The organism is Alcaligenes sp. (genome assembly GCF_050255915.1).
In the GTDB taxonomy this organism is placed as follows: Bacteria; Pseudomonadota; Gammaproteobacteria; order Burkholderiales; family Burkholderiaceae_B; genus Alcaligenes; species Alcaligenes aquatilis.
Window position 1 is genome coordinate 1 of the sequence record NZ_JBFWIQ010000007.1, and the last position, 17,154, is coordinate 17,154.

At 56.5% G+C, this 17,154-nt stretch carries 16 protein-coding genes; 9 read left to right on the forward strand and 7 right to left on the reverse strand.

The features are described 5' to 3' along the window. A partial coding sequence (locus AB7E06_RS10180; protein ID WP_427955672.1) for an IS3 family transposase occupies positions 1–96 on the forward strand: 96 nt, incomplete at its 5' end. Positions 97–311: 215 nt separating this feature from the next. Here AB7E06_RS10180 and AB7E06_RS10185 read toward each other — a convergent pair. The 6 genes from AB7E06_RS10185 to AB7E06_RS10210 all read right to left on the reverse strand — a co-directional run bounded on the left by AB7E06_RS10185 (position 312) and on the right by AB7E06_RS10210 (position 6,136). Next, entirely contained in the window at positions 312–1,145 is an 834-nt protein-coding gene (locus tag AB7E06_RS10185) for a phosphodiesterase (RefSeq protein WP_094196355.1), read from the reverse strand. Positions 1,146–1,220: 75 nt separating this feature from the next. After that, entirely contained in the window at positions 1,221–2,306 is a 1,086-nt protein-coding gene (locus AB7E06_RS10190; RefSeq protein ID WP_094196356.1) for an ABC transporter ATP-binding protein, read from the reverse strand. Continuing rightward, complete coding sequence (locus AB7E06_RS10195; protein ID WP_427956771.1) at positions 2,296–3,108, reverse strand: ABC transporter permease; 813 nt, start codon at positions 3,106–3,108, stop codon at positions 2,296–2,298. Before AB7E06_RS10195 ends, AB7E06_RS10190 begins: the two co-directional genes overlap by 11 nt. Before the next feature lie 7 nt (positions 3,109–3,115). Further along, positions 3,116–3,922: an ABC transporter permease gene (locus tag AB7E06_RS10200; RefSeq protein WP_427956774.1), complete on the reverse strand. Its 807-nt coding sequence runs from the start codon at positions 3,920–3,922 to the stop codon at positions 3,116–3,118. 28 nt (positions 3,923–3,950) lie between these two features. Further along, positions 3,951–4,916, reverse strand: coding sequence for an ABC transporter substrate-binding protein (locus tag AB7E06_RS10205; protein WP_230018814.1), 966 nt, complete (start codon positions 4,914–4,916; stop codon positions 3,951–3,953). Between the two features lie 152 nt (positions 4,917–5,068). Beyond that, on the reverse strand, positions 5,069–6,136 hold the full coding sequence (locus AB7E06_RS10210) for a LacI family DNA-binding transcriptional regulator (RefSeq protein ID WP_094196360.1): 1,068 nt from the start codon (positions 6,134–6,136) through the stop codon (positions 5,069–5,071). Between the two features lie 247 nt (positions 6,137–6,383). Between AB7E06_RS10210 and AB7E06_RS10215 the strand changes: the two genes are divergently transcribed. The 7 genes from AB7E06_RS10215 to AB7E06_RS10245 all read left to right on the forward strand — a co-directional run bounded on the left by AB7E06_RS10215 (position 6,384) and on the right by AB7E06_RS10245 (position 15,354). Continuing rightward, positions 6,384–7,136, forward strand: coding sequence for a type 1 glutamine amidotransferase (locus tag AB7E06_RS10215; RefSeq protein ID WP_094196361.1), 753 nt, complete (start codon positions 6,384–6,386; stop codon positions 7,134–7,136). A 76-nt stretch (positions 7,137–7,212) separates the two neighbouring features. Continuing rightward, the gene (kdpF, locus tag AB7E06_RS10220; protein ID WP_107685428.1) at positions 7,213–7,308 is read left to right on the forward strand and encodes a K(+)-transporting ATPase subunit F; all 96 of its coding nucleotides are present in this window, start codon (positions 7,213–7,215) and stop codon (positions 7,306–7,308) included. 137 nt (positions 7,309–7,445) lie between these two features. Beyond that, positions 7,446–9,149 (forward strand): potassium-transporting ATPase subunit KdpA, encoded by a 1,704-nt coding sequence (gene kdpA, locus AB7E06_RS10225; protein WP_199827877.1) that lies wholly within the window; start codon positions 7,446–7,448, stop codon positions 9,147–9,149. 12 nt (positions 9,150–9,161) lie between these two features. Beyond that, on the forward strand, positions 9,162–9,836 hold the full coding sequence (gene kdpC, locus AB7E06_RS10230; protein ID WP_094196363.1) for a potassium-transporting ATPase subunit KdpC: 675 nt from the start codon (positions 9,162–9,164) through the stop codon (positions 9,834–9,836). Between the two features lie 14 nt (positions 9,837–9,850). Further along, positions 9,851–11,935 carry a potassium-transporting ATPase subunit KdpB gene (kdpB, locus tag AB7E06_RS10235; RefSeq protein WP_199827878.1) on the forward strand — a complete coding sequence of 695 codons (2,085 nt, stop codon included), beginning with the start codon at positions 9,851–9,853 and terminating at the stop codon, positions 11,933–11,935. Positions 11,936–11,980: 45 nt separating this feature from the next. Further along, positions 11,981–14,650: a DUF4118 domain-containing protein gene (locus AB7E06_RS10240; RefSeq protein ID WP_395029327.1), complete on the forward strand. Its 2,670-nt coding sequence runs from the start codon at positions 11,981–11,983 to the stop codon at positions 14,648–14,650. Next, positions 14,647–15,354, forward strand: coding sequence for a response regulator (locus AB7E06_RS10245; protein WP_094196365.1), 708 nt, complete (start codon positions 14,647–14,649; stop codon positions 15,352–15,354). Before AB7E06_RS10240 ends, AB7E06_RS10245 begins: the two co-directional genes overlap by 4 nt. Positions 15,355–15,630: 276 nt before the next feature. On the opposite strand, the gene argF is transcribed toward AB7E06_RS10245, so the two are convergent. Beyond that, positions 15,631–16,572, reverse strand: a complete 942-nt coding sequence (gene argF, locus AB7E06_RS10250) for an ornithine carbamoyltransferase (protein WP_094196366.1) — start codon at positions 16,570–16,572, stop codon at positions 15,631–15,633. A 252-nt stretch (positions 16,573–16,824) separates the two neighbouring features. On the opposite strand from argF, the gene AB7E06_RS10255 reads away from it, so the two are divergent. Next, positions 16,825–17,139, forward strand: coding sequence for a DUF3579 domain-containing protein (locus AB7E06_RS10255; protein ID WP_094196367.1), 315 nt, complete (start codon positions 16,825–16,827; stop codon positions 17,137–17,139). Positions 17,140–17,154 lie beyond the last annotated feature (15 nt).

The window sequence follows — 17,154 nt, forward strand, 5'->3', positions numbered from 1 at the left end:
CGTCAATATATCCACTATTACAATCACGAACGCATCAGAACAAAGCTAAAAGGCCTGAGCCCGGTGCAATACCGAAATCAGGCCTTGCTCATCTAATTTAACTGTCCAACTTTATGGGGTCAGTTCACCCGATTCAACAGGCATTGGGGTGTTTTTTATGGAGTTGGCCCAGCGTTCCTGAGCCGTTCTGTTTAATGGCTGCAGTTGTCGCTATTTGCTTGAGTACGCAGAAGCGGTATGAGCCTATCGTCAATTTGGTTTGATGAGACCAGCAAGACGCAAGCTGCGCTTAGCGTGCGTCGGGCATCGAATCAGTCGATCAGTTTCCCGCTTGGCTCATGAAAGGCGAACGGGCCATCGAACTGACCCACTGTGGCGGTATGGGTGACGATCTGGCCGTGATTACTCAGTGCATGAACGGCATAGCCCGGTGGTTCCAGCGTCCAAGCCGAGGCAGCATCCTCAGCCAGGTCCAGGCAGACCTGGTGGGCAACAGAGGGGGCGGTGCTGGCAATGGTTCCGCCAAAGCGGATCTGTATATTGCGATGTAAATGTCCGCTGATTACACGTTCCACATTGCTATGCTGACGCACAATCGCCTCCAGTTGTTCTGCCCCGTTCAGTAGGCCAATCTTGTCCATATGGCCGATTAGGGTGTTGAAAGGAGGGTGATGCAAGGCAATGACGGTGGGGCGCTTGGGCTGTGCGCTCAGTTCGGCTGCCAGCCAGTCCAGTTGCTCCTGATCCAGACTCCCCGCACTGGCACCCGCGACGGCACTGTCCAGGGCCAACAGTCTTAACTCACCCATATCCACGCCGTAGCAAACGGGGCCGGTCTTGCCCAAGTAAGTATGCTCGGGAAAGCTTGCGCGTAATTGCTGTCGATCGTCATGGTTTCCGGGCAGCAGGTACACAGGAATCGTTCCTAGAGGGGCAAGCAAGCGGCGCAAGTGGGCATATTCCTGCGGTCTGCCAAAATCAGTCAGATCGCCCGTCAGCACGATCGCATCTGGCTTTTGGGGCAGGGCCAGAGCGTGCTCTATGGCCTGTTTCAGATAGGGGGCGGTATTCAGGCGCCCATAGGCCAGCCTGCCTTCTTCCCGGATATGCGGGTCTGTCATTTGAATCAGTAGTGTTTTCAGCATCTTTTTCCGAGCTCCCTTAGGTGGGCGCTTTCTGTGTCAACGGTTCGGTGGGGAAGGTAAGTGGCGTGTTCAGGATCAGGGTTGATTAGGGACATCCTGGGAGTGTGTCACGGTGCCTGGCATCAGTTTTATGGGATTGATCCGAATGCCCACGATACTGCCGACCATCGCTGTGTGATCCCGATCAACTTCGGCAATCATGTCTGCCTGGCCTTCGACGCCTAGTGTCAGTTGCACCCTTCCTCCCATAAAACTGCGTTGACGCACTTGTGCCTGTGCCCAGCCTATTGGTCTGTTCATGGAAACGTCAATATCTTCTGGCCGGACCAGCAACTGATCGGTGCCGAGCAAGGTCTCGGGGCAGGGCAGGCATAGATCGGCTAGCTGAATGTCCTTGTTCAGCAGGTTTTGCGCTGTACGTTGCAGTACATTCACACGCCCCAAAAAGGTCGCCACAAAAGGGTGGGCCGGGTTGCGGTACAGGCTTTCACCGTCACCGGTTTGAACAATGCGGCCCTCGTGCATGACGGCCAGCCGATCGGCAATCGCAAAGGCTTCCTGCTGATCGTGGGTGACATGAATGGCCGTGATGCGTAAACGCCGCAGTAGCTCGGCCAGTTCATCGCGTAAGGAGATTTTCAACTTGGCATCCAGGGCGGCCAAGGGTTCGTCCAATAGCAGGACGCGGGGCTGATTGGCAATGGCTCGCGCAATGGCGACCCGCTGCCGTTGGCCCCCGGACAGCGCAGAGGGCAGACGTTTTTCCAGGCCATTCAGACGCATGAGATCGACCAGCTCGCCGACTCGTTCTTGGCGCAGGGTTGGTGCCATGCCCTTGATTTTGGGACCATAAGCGATATTGGCTTCTACCGTCATAGAGGGGAACAAAGCGTAGTGTTGAAACACCATGCCTACCTCGCGCTTTTCAATAGGCAGATGGGTGACATCTTGCCCATCGAATAGAATGCGGCTGCCGGCGTCTGGCATTTCCAGACCGGCGATCAATCGCAGTAAGGTGGTTTTTCCACAGCCCGAAGGCCCGAGCAAGGCCATGACTTCACCGGGGTCGATGTCCAGTGTGCTGGGATGCAAACCCCGCGTGCCATCCGCATAGGTTTTGGCGCATTGTTCGATACGTACCGGGACGTGTTTATTTTCCATCGTGTTTCTCCAGCAAGCGCGCCAGTGTTTGCAGCCCCCAGAGCACGGGCAAGATGACGAGCATGAAAATCAGTGTATAGGCCGAGCCCACTTCGATACGCATCGACGCGTAGCTGTCAGCCAGCCCCACGGGCAGGGTGCGGGTCAGTGGCGTATGCAGCATCCAGGTCAGGTTGAACTCGCCCAGGGACGAGGTGAACACCATCAGGCTGCCCGCCACAATCGCGGGCAGGATGGCGGGCAGCAAGATGCCGAAAAAGATCTGGCTAAAGCTGGCACCCAGGGATCGGGCGGCTTCTTCCAGATCAATCAGGCTGCGTTTTTGCAGGGCTGCACTGGTGGTGCGCACCATAAAGGGCAGGGTGAACACAATGTGGCCCACCAAAATGAACCAGAAGCTTTGCCGAAAACCTTGCAAGGAGCCGTAGGCCAGCAGCAGGGCTAACGCCGAGGCCAGCCCGGGAACGGCGACTGGCAAGGTCAGCAGTTCCTCAAAGGCTCGGGCCAGGCGCGAGCGGCTGCGAGCCAATGCGTAGGCACAGGGCACACCAAGCACAATGACAGCCAGTACGCAGAGTAAAGCCAGTTGCAGTGATAGCCAGACCGTACCGCCATAGTTCACCCAGACCTGTTCCAGCCATTTCAGGGTCAGGCCGCTTTTCAGGCCCAGTCGATAGTTGTTGACCAGGCCCGCCATCACCGAAATCAGGATGGGACCCAGCAGAAACAAAACAGTGAGGCCAGTGACCGCCAAAAGCAAAGGAGCAGGGCGATGCATGCTGCCAGAAGAGATCGTCTTCATGGAACCCTCACGCGATGACGGAGGGGGCGCGCACGAGACGCCGAGCCATCCACAAGGTAAACCATGTCAGCAGCCCCAATGAAATGGATAGGCTGGCGGCCAGGGTGAAATTCGCATAATTGGTAAATTCGTTATAGATGGTGATGGGCAGTACTTCGTAGCGGCTGGACAGGGTGAAGGCCGTGCCGAAGGCGCCCATGGAGGTGGCAAACACAATGGCGCCACAGGACAAGGAGGTAGGTGCGAGTTCTGGTATCCAGACGTCTCTGGCGACGGCCCAACGCGAGGCACCGCAAGAGCGTGCTGCTTCTTCCAGATTGCGGTCGATGGATTCTGCCGCCGCAGTGTAGGTGGCAATGGCGCGGGGCAGTGAAAAGTACAGGTAGGCCAGAAACAGACCTAACAGGCCATAGGCAAAGGTCACGCGTCCCAATCCCAGACCCTGCGTAATTTGGGCCAGCAGCCCCTGCCGGCCACCCAGCAAAATAATGAAAAAACCGACAATCACCCCTGGGAAAGACAGGGGCAGGGTCATCAAGGAGAGCAGCAGACGCTTGGCAGGGACGCGATAGCGAGCCATCACAATTCCTACCATGGCGCCCAATATCAGGGTCGCCAGCGTCACGATGGCAGACAGGAGTAGCGTTTGCAGCAGGGCCTGCAAGTAACGTCCTGATGTCAGAACGACCCAATAGGTGTGCATGCCTTCTTGTGCGGGTAGTGCCAGGAGCTGTGCTGCAGGCAAGAGCCAGAAGGCGGCAAAGAAAGCGACAGCGGGGGCCGAGCACAGGGGTAACAGGTATTTGCGTTGCATACGCTCACTCCACATCTCAGAGGGCCGCTTAGCGGACCTCGGCCAGGTAACGTTCGGCAAAGGGTTTCTGGCCTTGTGCCATGCGGTCATAGTCAATTGCCTTGGCACGGGCGTATTCGCTGTCAGGCAAAAAGCGCGACTGTGCCTGTTCGCTGATGGCGCTGCTGCGAACCGGACGCAGGAAGGCATTGGCCCAGATGGATTGACCTTGCTCGGAAAGCACAAAATCCAGCACTTTACGTCCCTCTTCGGTGTGCGGTGCCTTGTTGACCAGCGACATCACGTAAGGAACCACAATCGTGCCTTCTTGCGGAATCACGAAGGCCACATCTTCTCCGTCCTTGTATTGGGCGCGATAGGCGCTGAAGTCATAGTCCAGCAAGATAGGGATCTCGCCGGAAATCAGGCGCGCATAGGCGGTTTGCTTAGGGACAATGGGATTGTTTTGCTGCAGGGCCTTGAACCAGTTGATGGCCGGATCAAAGTTATCCATCGTGCCGCCCAGGGCTTCATTGATGGCCACGGCGCCCACATAACCCACGAAGGCGGACGAAGGATCCAGGTAACCGACCAGACCTTTGTATTCCGGTTTGAGCAAGTCGTTCCAGGAGGCAGGGACCGGTACATCGCCCAAGGCTGATTTGTTGACCATGATGCCCATGGTGCCGGAGTGAATGGCAAACCAGTGGCCTTGCGGATCCTTTAAGCCTTCCGGAATCTGCTCCCAGCCCTTGGGTTTGTAGGCCTGCGTCACGCCTTCTTTCTGGGCCTGAATGGCAAAGGTAATACCCAGATAGGTCACATCGGCCACCGGGTTGGCCGATTCGGCAACCAGTTGGGCCAGCGACTGACCGGAGTTCTTGTTGTCTGGAGGCACGGTAATGCCGGTGTGCTGTTTGATGGCCTCGATTTGGCTGGCCCAATCAGCCCATTCGGGTGGGCAGTTGTAGCAAATCGCCGTCTGTGCGGCGGCCGCATTGCCCAATGTCAGCATGGCCAATGGCAATGCGACGCGGCAGGCCAGTGTGCTCAGGATGTGTTTCATGGTTGGTCACTCCAGTTAGTAGGTGGGTCTAGATAAAGCCGGCATGGCTTGCAAGCAGGGGTGTTGCGGGAACGTTTCCCGGAAAGGAAGGCACAGCATTGTCAGGGCGCCTGTAGTTGGAACGGAGAGGGGGCGCAGGACTCACCCGGATCAAAGGTGTAGGGCAGCAATATCGACTCTTGAGCCGGGACAGCTTGCTGCCGGGCGATAGAACCCAGCAGCAGGCCAATGCACTGGCGGCCAATTTCCTCATTGGGTTGAGCAATGGTGGCCGGGCGAGGGAACAGTTCAGCCCCCAGGCCAATGCCGTCAAAGCCGATGATGCTGATGTCCTGGGGGACGCGTAAACCGATCTGCTGGGCGGTGCGCAGACAACGAATGGCAATCAGGTCATTGGAGCCAATGACCGCCGTAGGCCGATCAGCCTGACGCAGCAGTCGGGCGACGCTGGCCAAATGAATGCCGCCTTCTGTGGAGGCAGGGGCTGTCGGGTCCTCAGGAGGGTGACCCATAAAAGGTACTTCCAGTAGCGGCATGGGGGCCAAGCCCGCGCTTTCCATTCCTTTGAGGTAACCGCAACTGCGTTGTTGGGCCCGGTCCGAAACATGCAAATGTCCGCTCACCATAGCAATGCGGCGATGCCCTTGGGTGGCAAGGTGACCAATCAGCTCAACCATGGCTTGCTCACCATTGACGCTGACGCAAGGGTGTTCGGGATGCTGGTTGTAGGCCAGTACATAGGGGCAGGGTGTGGTGCTCAAGCGTTCCAATGCCGGGGACGTGGCCGGATTGGAGACCACCAGCACAATGCCTTCGACATTGCTGGCCAACAGCAGAGCTACGGCCTGGGATTCACGTTCGACGTGGTATTCCGTAAAGAAGGGCAAGATGGCGTAGCCGGCATGGGCGGCGGTATCGGCTATCCCTTTCAGGCACTCGGCAAAGACGGGGTTCAGCAAAGTAGGCAAGACCACACCAATCACACGGCTGCGTTGGCTACGCAGGCTGCGGGCCGAGGCATTGGGTTGATAACCCAGGGCCTGGATGGCAGCTTGCACACGCAGCAGGGTTTTTTTACCCACTTTCTCAGGTTCGTTGAGCGCACGCGATACCGTGGCAACCGATACCTGCGCTGCCTTGGCAACATCCAGGATTCCAACATTGGCCATGACATTCAGCCGTCAAAATGAAAACGATTACATTTGAGCAAAGGCATATGTCAGGCAAATGACGAATCGGTTTTTTTCCTGCCGGGTGCCAAGAACCTTATCGGGTTTCGTGGCCGGAAGCATCGTTCCTCACCAAAATTGATGCCACTTATACGAGCGGGATCTGAAACAGATCCTGGTCTTGATGCGGCGGATTCTACAGTGGGCTCTCCTGAACAACAGGCCTGCGCGGTCAGGCTTTCACGTCATGAAACCCATTCTTGTTTTGCAGCACGAGGCTACACAAGGGCCAGGTGTATTACTGGATCATCTGGAGAAAAACGGCCTTTGCTATCAACTACTGATGTCACCGCTGGAGGGGAGAGCACCGGTCTTGGCACGTGATTACAGCGGGATTGTCGTCTTGGGCAGCGACCATAGTGTTAACGAGGATCTGCCCTGGATAGTGTGTGAACAGGCGCTTTTGCAGGATGCAGTCCAGCGCCATGTTCCTGTGCTGGGCCATTGCTTTGGGGCGCAGCTTCTGGCCCGTTCTCTGGGCGCCAAGGTGCAGCGCAGCCCGTATCCGAATATAGGCTGGGGCCAGGTCTGGAGCAGCCCTTATGCCCAGCGTGTGATGGGCCTGCCCAGACGTGCTGTGCTGTTTAACTGGCATTACGACACTTTTCAGATTCCTTCGGGTGCCAGCCGGACGTTGTATGGCCCTCATTGTCTGAACAAGGGCTTTGGCTTGGGTCCGCATTGGGCTTTTCAAGGTCATCTGGAAGTGACTGCCGATAGCATTCGGCAGTGGTGCGACCACGGTCGCCACGAGCTGGCGCAGGTATACGGTCCTGCCGCTCAGGATGCTGACCATATCTTGCTTGGGCTGGATCAGCATGTGAGCACCTTGCATCTTCTTGCCAGACAGACTTACCAGCGCTGGACAGATCAGTTGCTGGAGCGCTCCGGGTTTGCCCGCACCCAAATCCATATGCCGTCTTTATACGCAGGCCAGTAAACACTGCTCTGAATTTATGCCGCCAATTCTAGACTTTCTCTGTCTGCTGCAAGCCAGCTTTGAGAGGGAGTGTGGAATGAGTGCGTCTTTTTTTACGGTTCTGGCAGGAGGGATTTCTATGGGACTGTTTATTTATTTGTTCTATGCCTTGATAAAGGCCGAAAAATTTTAACTTCAGGCCGACAAGTGTTCATTGTTTGGAACAGGTGTGCATATGAGTGATTTTCTATTTCTAGCGGTGCTGTTCGCGTTCTTTGCGATGGCGACCGGATTTATTCTTGGTCTTGAGAAACTGTAAGAGGTGCTGTCATGCTGGACGATCTGATGCAGTTTCTAGTTATTTTGGCCGTCTCAACGGTCTTGTTAGTGGTGGTGGGTAAATGGATTGCCCATTTTTTCAGCAGCCCGAATCACAGTTTGATGGAGCGCGGTACGTATCGGCTGCTGGGTGTGAATCCTGAAGAGAAAATGTCCTGGAAGCGATATGGCCTGGCGCTTTTATTGAGCAACGCCGCCATGTTGCTTCTGGGATATGTTCTTTTGCGGGTGCAGGGCTGGATTCCCGGAGACAGCCTGCAGCGTGCCGCACAAACGCCAGACTTGGCCTTTAACACGGCCGTGTCCTTTACGACCAATACCAATTGGCAGGCGTATTCGGGCGAATCCAGTCTGTCCAATTTTTCCCAAATGGCGGCCATCACCTTTTTGATGATGATCAGTGCCACCACGGGTCTGGCGGCGGCAGGTGGTTTCATCCGTGGCTTAAGCCGTAAAAGCTCGGCTGATATTGGTAATTACTGGGTGGACTTTACCCGTTCTTTGTATCGCCTGCTCTTGCCGTGCAGCTTCTTGCTGGCCTTGTTTTATATCTGGCAAGGTATGCCGCAAACACTGAGTTCTGAGGTCGTGGTCAACACGCTGGAAGGACTCAAGCAGCAGATTGTTTTGGGACCCGTGGCCAGTCTTGAAAGCATCAAGCATGTGGGAACCAATGGGGGCGGCTTCTTTGGCATGAACGCGGCGCATCCTTTTGAGAACCCCACGCCGCTGACCAATACCGTGCATATGCTTAGCATGTTGCTGGTGCCCTCGGCCCTGACCTATGCCTTTGGCTCCATGCTGGCTCGTCGCCGGCAGGGCTGGGCCTTTTTTGCGGCCTTTCTGGGGATGTTCATCGGTTTTCTGTCCCTGATCTACAGCGCCGAGCAAGCAGGCAATCCTTTGTTGACGCCTTTGGGAGTCGATCAGACCCAAAGCAGTACGCTGGGCGGGGGCAATCTGGAGGGTAAAGAACTGCGTTTCGGTGTGGCGCAAAGCAGTCTGTTTGCGACGGTGACCACCGCAGCTACCACTGGCTCGGTCGATGCCATGCATGCGTCGCTGACCCCTTTGGGTGGCTTGGTGCCGATTGCTCAAATGATGCTGAACAATGTGTTTGGCGGGATCGGGGTGGGCTTTATCAGCCTGGTCAGTTACGCCATTCTGACCGTGTTTCTGGTGGGCATGATGATAGGACGCAGCCCGGAGTTTTTGGGCAAGAAGATCGAGGCCCGGGAGATGAAGTACGTGATGCTGGCCATGCTGGCGCACGCCTTCAGCATTCTGGGGTTTACGGCCTTGGCCAGCGTACTGCCGTCCACCATGGACAGCCTCTCGAACATGGGGCCGCATGGTTTCAGCGAAGTTCTGTACGCCTACACCTCGGGTACAGCCAATAACGGTTCGGCCTTTGCCGGTTTTAACGCGAACACGCCTTTCTTCAACACCACGATCGGGCTGGCCATGCTGGTCGGGCGTTATCTGACTTTATTGCCGTTGCTGGCTCTGGCCGGTGTGCTGGCGGCCAAAAAAGCCGTTCCTGCTGGTCCAGGAACCTTGTCGACGGCCACCCCTTTGTTTACTGGCCTGTTGATTTTCGTGGTCCTGGTGGTGGGCGGTCTGACTTTTCTGCCTGCTCTGGCGCTGGGCCCGATTGTGGAGCACCTGTTGATGCTCGATGGCATTACTTTTTGAGGATTGACTGTCATGTCTACCCATCAATTTATGGTTTCAACCCCAGTGGCACCGACGGTGAAAAGCCTGCTGCGTCCCGTGTTGCTGTCGGCTGTGTTCTTTATGCTTCTGACCGGGATTGCCTATCCCTTGGCAACGACCGTCATCGGGACGGCTTTGTTCCCGGAGCAGGCAAATGGCAGCTTGATTGAGCGTGATGGCCAAGTCGTGGGTTCACGCCAGATTGGCCAATATTTCAGTCAGCCAGAGTATTTTCATGGCCGCCCCAGTGTGACCCTGGGTGTGGACCCTTCAGATCCATCCAATAGTATCTCGCAGCCCTATAACGCCGCCGCTAGCGGGGGCAGCAATCAAGGGGCATTAAGCAAGAATTTGCTCAATGCCGTGGCAGAGCGAAGCAAGGCTTATCGTCTGATGAATGGTTTGGCAGAGGATGCCCCCGTACCTGTCGATGCCGTGACAGCGTCGGCATCGGGTCTGGATCCGCATATCTCGGTGGCTAATGCCCGTTTGCAGGCTGCGCGTATTGCCAGGGTGCGCGGCATGTCGCTGGAACAGGTGCTGGCCTTGATTGATCGCTATACCCATGCTCGTCAATTGGGTGTACTGGGTGAACCACGTGTGCAGGTCCTGGAGCTAAATCTTGCGCTGGATATGGCCAAGAGCGTCCAGCCCGTCGTGCGTTAGGAGCAGGTGTCAATATGTCTATTACTGATTTAAAAGCCTCGCAAGAGGCGGAGCACGCAACGGTGTTTCAGGCTGTGCCCTGGGGCACCGTGTGCAAGGAAGCCTTCAAGAAACTGTCCCCTCGGGTGCAGTTCAAGAACCCGGTAATGTGTGTGGTGTATCTGGGTAGCATTCTGACCAGCCTGCTGGGTGTGCAGGCTTTGATGGGGCAGGGCGAGGCCCCCGCTGGTTTTATCTGGTCCATTGCTGCCTGGTTGTGGTTTACGGTTTTGTTTGCCAATGCGGCCGAAGCGGTGGCAGAAGGGCGTGGCAAGGCGCAGGCTGATGCGCTGCGATCTACTCGCAAGCGGGTCATGGCCAAAGTGTTGAAAGAGCCCAGGCGAGATAGTCGTTCCTGGCCTGTCCCCAGCGATGAGTTGGTGCCCGGTGCCTATGTGCTGGTGGAAGCTGGGCAGATTATTCCGGCCGATGGTGAAGTGCTGCAGGGGGCAGCCTCGGTAGACGAGTCCGCTATTACTGGGGAGTCAGCGCCGGTTATCCGGGAGTCGGGGGGGGACTTTTGCTCGGTCACGGGCGGGACGCGTGTTCTGTCGGACTGGATTGTGATGCAGGTCACCGCCAAACCCGGCGAAGCCTTTCTGGATCGTATGATTGCGATGGTGGAAGGGGCCAAACGTGGCAAGACGCCAAACGAGATTGCCTTGAATATCTTGCTGGTCGCCTTGACGCTGATCTTTCTCTTGGTGTGCGTCACCTTGTTGCCTTTCTCCAGTTTTGCCACCGCGCTGACCGGCCAAGGTTCGCCCGTCACGATTACGGCCCTGATCGCCTTGCTGGTGTGCCTGATTCCGACCACGATTGGGGCCTTGTTGTCGGCAGTGGGCGTGGCCGGAATGAGCCGCATGATGAAGGCCAATGTACTGGCCAGCTCGGGCCGTGCGATCGAGGCGGCCGGGGATGTGGATGTCTTGTTGCTGGACAAGACAGGCACCATCACACTGGGCAATCGAGAAGCTTCGGCATTTCTGCCCGCGCCGCAGGTATCGGAGCACGCCTTGGCGGATGCGGCTCAATTGGCCTCGCTGGCCGATGAGACTCCCGAAGGGCGCTCTATTGTGGTGCTGGCCAAGCAGCTTTTCAATTTGCGTGGCCGTCAATTGCAGGGCGCGCAGACCATTGCCTTCAGTGCCCATACCCGCATGAGCGGGATTGATATTGAGGGTCGCCAGATCCGTAAAGGGGCGGCCAATACCATGCGCGCGCACATTGAGTCCCAGGGCGGGGTGTTCCCTCGTGAACTGGATACCTTGGTCAATGAGGTGGCACGGCGTGGCAGCACACCGCTGGTCGTTGCCGAGGGCAATAAGGCGCTGGGTGTGGTGGAGCTCAAGGACATTGTCAAAGGCGGTATCAAGGAGCGTTTTGCCGAGCTGCGCGCCATGGGCATCAAGACCGTCATGATTACGGGGGATAACAAGCTGACCGCCGCAGCAATCGCGGCTGAGGCCGGGGTGGATGACTATCTGGCCGAAGCCACGCCCGAGGACAAGCTGCAATTGATTCGACGCTATCAGGATGAAGGTCGCCTGGTGGCCATGACTGGCGACGGGACGAATGATGCGCCTGCTCTGGCGCAGGCAGATGTGGCCGTGGCCATGAATAGCGGTACCCAGGCGGCCAAAGAGGCCGGCAATATGGTGGATCTGGACAGCAACCCCACCAAGCTCTTGCGTGTGGTGGAAGTAGGCAAGCAGATGATCATGACGCGTGGTGCCCTGACCACCTTCAGTATTGCCAATGACCTGGCCAAGTACTTTGCGATTATTCCTGCGGCTTTTGTGGTCACCTATCCGGCTCTGGGCGCCTTGAATGTGATGCAACTGCACAGCCCAGCTACAGCGATTCTGTCTGCGGTCATTTTCAATGCTCTGATCATCATCGCCTTGATTCCTTTGGCCTTGCGCGGCGTGAAATATCGGGCGGAGCCCGCAAGCAGACTGCTGCGGCGTAACTTGCTGATCTACGGTTTGGGCGGGCTGATTGCGCCTTTTATAGGTATCAAACTGATTGATATGCTGCTGACGCCGTTTTTCGGATAAGAGCGTAAGATCAATAGCTATTTTCTGGATGGAGTGCACAGATTCATGTCACCTGAGGATAGGCCGGACCCGGATACGCTGTTGCAGGTCATTGGCGAGGATCCGCATCAGCCTCGCCGTGGGCAGCTCAAGATTTTCTTTGGCGCTTGTGCGGGCGTAGGGAAAACCTACGCCATGCTCAAGGAGGCGCATCAACGCCAGTCCGAAGGGGTGTCCGTGGCCATCGGGATTGTAGAAACGCATGGTCGCCAGGAAACCCAGGCCTTGATCGAAGGTTTGCCCGTACTGGCACGCAAGGCGTATCAGCGTCAGGGGCGGGTAGTGACGGAGTTTGATCTGGATGCCGCCTTGGCGTCGGGCTATCAGTTGCTGCTGGTCGATGAGCTGGCGCATTCCAATCTTGAGGGTAGCCGTCATGCCAAACGCTGGCAGGATGTGGAGGAACTGCTCGATGCCGGTATTGATGTATATACCGCGCTGAATGTGCAGCATCTGGACAGTCTCAATGAGGTAGTGGGCGGTATTGTCGGGGTACGGGTTCGGGAGACGGTGCCGGACCGTATTTTTGATCGAGCGGCGGATGTCCTGCTGGTGGATTTGCCTCCAGACGATTTGTTGTCTCGTCTGAATGCGGGGAAGGTATATCTGGCCGACTCGGTCGCCCACGCGCGCCAGAATTTTTTTCGTCGCGGCAATCTGATCGCTTTGCGTGAGTTGGCGTTGCGTCGTGTGGCGGATCGGGTCAATGCCGATGTGCATGTCTACCGAATCTCCCATGCGATACGAACAGTTTGGCCCACCCGTGAGCTGTTAATGGTTTGCGTCAGCGCCGATAGTGCTCAGGAAGCCCTGATTCGGGAGGGGGCGCGCTTGGCGCAGCAATTGCAAACCCCCTGGATTGTGCTGCATGTGGATACGCCACAGGAAAGCGGGCAGATCAAGGCGCAGGAGGCGTTGGTGCGTTTGGCCGCCAGTGCTCAGCATGCAGGGGCCGAGTTTGCCAATATTGCCGGGCAGGATGTGGCGCATACGATTCTGGCCTATGCCCGTCAGCGCAATGTCACCAAGCTGATTCTGGGGAACTCTTCAGCGCGCTCTGCCTGGCCCTGGCGCACCAGCCTGTCCGAGCGCCTGGCCCGCAGTAATCCTGAAATTGGTTTGCTGCTCCTGCGCATGGATACGGTTCAGCGACCAATCCGGCCCTTGGAGCTGGAGCAGCCCATGGCGCAGGGCAAGGCCTTGTCCATCGCCTCCATTATTTGCGTGGCGACCACCTTGTTGGCCGAGCAGCTTTTGTCCTTTTTTGATCTCTCCAATGTCATCATGCTGTTCCTGATTACAGTGGTCTTTATCGCTTTGCGTTTGGGACGGCTGGCGGGGGCATGGGCGTCATTGCTGTCAGTGGCGTTTTTTGATTTTTTCTTTGTCGCGCCGCGCTACTCCTTTTCGGTCACCGATACCCAATACGTGTTTACCTTTGGCGTCATGTTGGTCGTGACGCTGATTATTGGCCAGTTGGCTGCCAAACTGCAGGCCGAGGCCCGGGCTGCGCGTGATGGTGAACGTCGCGCGGCGGCGTTAACGCGTGTTAGTCGGGATTTAGCGGGGGCCTTGGCCCTGGAGCAGGTCCTGGCGGTCTGCCGCGATACGCTGGAGCCTTTGTTTGAGATGCAACTGGTGCTGGTGGTGCCGGATCAACAGAACCAACTGGTGGCAACCCGCCACACCGGCTTTGTTGAGCTGTCGGTAGCGCAATGGGTGTTTGATCACATGGAAGCTGCCGGTAATGGTACGGAGACCCTGAACGGTGCCAGTGCCTTGTACCTGCCCTTGAAAGGCCCGATGGCCCCACGGGGTGTCCTGGTGGTGCAGTCCGGGGCTGCTGCCTCTTTAAGCACTCCTGACGGACGGCGCTTGCTGGATGCTTGTTGCTTTACGTTGGCTCAGGCTCTGGAGCGGATTCATTACGTGGAAATTGCCCAGGATACCGTGCTGCGCATGGAGGGGGAGAAAATGCGTAATACCTTATTGTCTGCCGTTTCACACGACTTACGTACGCCCTTGACCGTGATCCGGGGCTTGGCTGAAACCTTGGAGCAGCCCAAGGGCTTGAGTGAGGCGGAGCGCACGGATATTGCCCATTCCATCCGTATTGAGTCTGACGAACTGCGTCGCCAGGTATCTAACTTGCTGGATTTGGCCCGTATGCAAAGTGAAGGAGTGAAACTGCATAAAGAGTGGCATGCCTTGGGCGAGATTGTGGGGATCGCCGTTGCCCGCTGTGCAGCCGCCTTGCAGCCCCGCAAAATTGTGACCGAGTTCGCCACGGATCTGCCCTTGGTCGAGGTGGACGGTGTGTTGCTGGAGCGAGTGGTGACGAATCTGTTGGATAATGCGGCCAAATATACCCCCGCTACCAGCACAATCTCGCTACGCGGCCTGTGTTCTGGCCAATCCATGTATTTATTGATCAGTGACGATGGACCCGGCCTGCCGCCAGGCGATCCCGAGCGTTTGTTTGAGACGTTTACGCGGGGGTACAAGGAGTCTTCTGTAGCAGGGGTAGGCTTGGGTTTGGGGCTATGCCGAACAATTATTGCCGCGCATGGTGGTACGATCAGCGCCAAGCCGCGTCAGCCTCATGGGGTGATCTTCGAAATCAGCCTGCCTTGGAAAGCGGCTCCTCAGATGGATGGTGACGAATTACTGACATGAACAAAACCCAGATATTGATTGTGGAGGACGAATCCAATATTCGTCGTTTTGTACGGATCGCCTTGGAACAGGAAGGTATGTTCGTGGTCGAGGCCAGCACCTTGGCGCAAGCGCGCATGGATGCGGCAACCCGTCGCCCGGATTTGATGATTGTGGATTTGGGTTTGCCCGATGGCGACGGCAAGGACTTGATTCACGATCTGCGCGCTTGGGTCTACTCGCCCATTCTGGTGTTGTCTGCGCGCGATCGGGAAGAGGAGAAAGTGGCTGCGCTGAATGCGGGGGCGGACGATTATCTGGTCAAGCCTTTTGGGGTGCCGGAGTTGCTGGCCAGGATTCGGGCCTTGCTGCGGCGTTCTCAATTAGTCCCGAATGCACAGACAGCCTCATCGCTAGTTCGCTTCGGTGGTGTCCGTGTGGATCTGGCCTCCCACGAGGTGTTCCGCGACGGGGAGGCGGTACATTTAACGCCGATTGAGTTTCGCTTGTTGACGGCTTTGATTCGGGGTCATGGCAAGGTGTTGACGCACCAGCATTTGTTGCATGAAACATGGGGTGCGGCTTACTGTGATCGGCCCCATTATTTGCGGGTGTACATGATGCAGTTGCGTCAAAAGCTGGAAGAGGATGCGGCACAGCCCAAGTATCTGTTGACGGAATTGCAGGTTGGTTACCGATTGGCGGGTTTGGAGGTTGAAGAATAGGGGCGGGCGCGCTGCGCTGAGCATCAGGGGCACAGCGCAGCACAGGGTCATGGTCTGGCTGTAGTCGCTTGTAGTTGGTATCGTCGCAGCACTCAACAGAGCCGTCGTCTCGCGTCGTTTACATGAAGCAGGCTAGGTCCTGCCCTATTGAAATGATATTCAAGCGCTTTTTTCAATGATGGCCTGGATGCAGGTGTGCGACGTTGTTGCGTAAAAAAGGGATGCCGTAGCATCCCCTTTTGTCATCAATGAGCAATCGGCTCCGAGTGGCAGCGTTTAGGCTTCCAAACGACCCAGAATCAGGAACTCCATCAATGCTTTTTGTACGTGCAAGCGGTTTTCGGCTTCGTCCCAGACCACACTTTGTGGGCCGTCGATGACTTCGCCTGTGACTTCCTCACCACGGTGAGCGGGCAGGCAGTGCATGAAGATGGCGTCAGCAGCAGCCACATCCATCATTTCCTGGTCCACACACCAGTCGGCAAACGCTTTGCGACGCTCTTCGTTCTCGGCTTCGTAACCCATGCTGGTCCACACGTCGGTGGTGACCAAGTGTGCGCCCTTGCAGGCTTCCAGCGGGTCGTCAAATTCGCGCAGGATGCTGGAGTCCGGGTTGCCAGTACGATCTGACTCCAGGTGGTAACCATTAGGAGCGGATACATGCAGGGTAAAGCCCAGGATTTCCGCCGCTTGCAGCCAGGTGTAAGCCATATTGTTGGCATCCCCAATCCAGGCTACGGTCTTGCCCTTGATATCGCCACGATGTTCGATAAAGGTGAAGATGTCAGCCAGAATCTGGCAAGGGTGAAATTCGTTGGTCAGGCCATTGATGACCGGCACACGCGAGTGGGAGGCAAAGCGCTCCAGACGGGTTTGTTCGAAGGTGCGGATCATGACGATATCGACCATGCGCGAAACTACGCGGGCGGTATCTTCAATAGGTTCGGAGCGACCCAGTTGCGAGTCGGTGGTGGTCAGGTGAATGACCGAACCGCCCAACTGATACATACCGGCTTCAAAGGAAACACGGGTACGGGTGCTGGCTTTTTCAAAAACCATCGCCAGGGTGCGGTCGTGCAATGTGTGGTGCGGCTGATAGCGTTTGAACTTGTCTTTGATCAGGCGTGCGCGTTCCAGCACATATAAAATTTCGTCGTGAGAAAAGTCGCGAAATTGCAGAAAGTGCCGAAGCGGTCCTGCGTGCACGATGGCATCCATAAAAAAATCCTGCGGATAAAGAAAGCCATCTTAACCTGTCCAGCTATTTAGAGCAAAGCCGGCCTGTGCACGACAAGGGGAAATAGCTTGGTTTTAAGATAAAAAGAAAGGGTAAGGTAATGATTAGCAATAAATTGTCAAGTGGCTAATTTATTGAATCCCGGGCTTTGCTTGGCCGCGATCGGATACAATGCGGAGCGAGAAAGGAAAAGGTGCAGCCTACCTGAACTGCACGATGAGTGATCAATTGTTATGACAGAGCCAGTGAAGCAACTTGTAATCCATGGTGTGACCCGGCAGGATCAGCGCTTTCGTCCCAGTGACTGGGCAGAACGCTTGGCCGGTGTAATGTCTCAGTTCCGTCCGGCTGGGGCGATGGGAGGGCATCTGACGTATTCGCCCTATGTGGTGCCGCGATTGATTGACGGCGTGCGCTGTGTGGTGGTCGATGCGCGTTTGCGGGAGCTGGAGCCTTTGGCCTGGAAATTTGTCTGTGGCTTTGCGGAAGATAATAATTTAAAAACCAGCGGCATTGATCCCACCAATATGGGCCCTGTCGATTCCTGATTAAGGCAGCACATC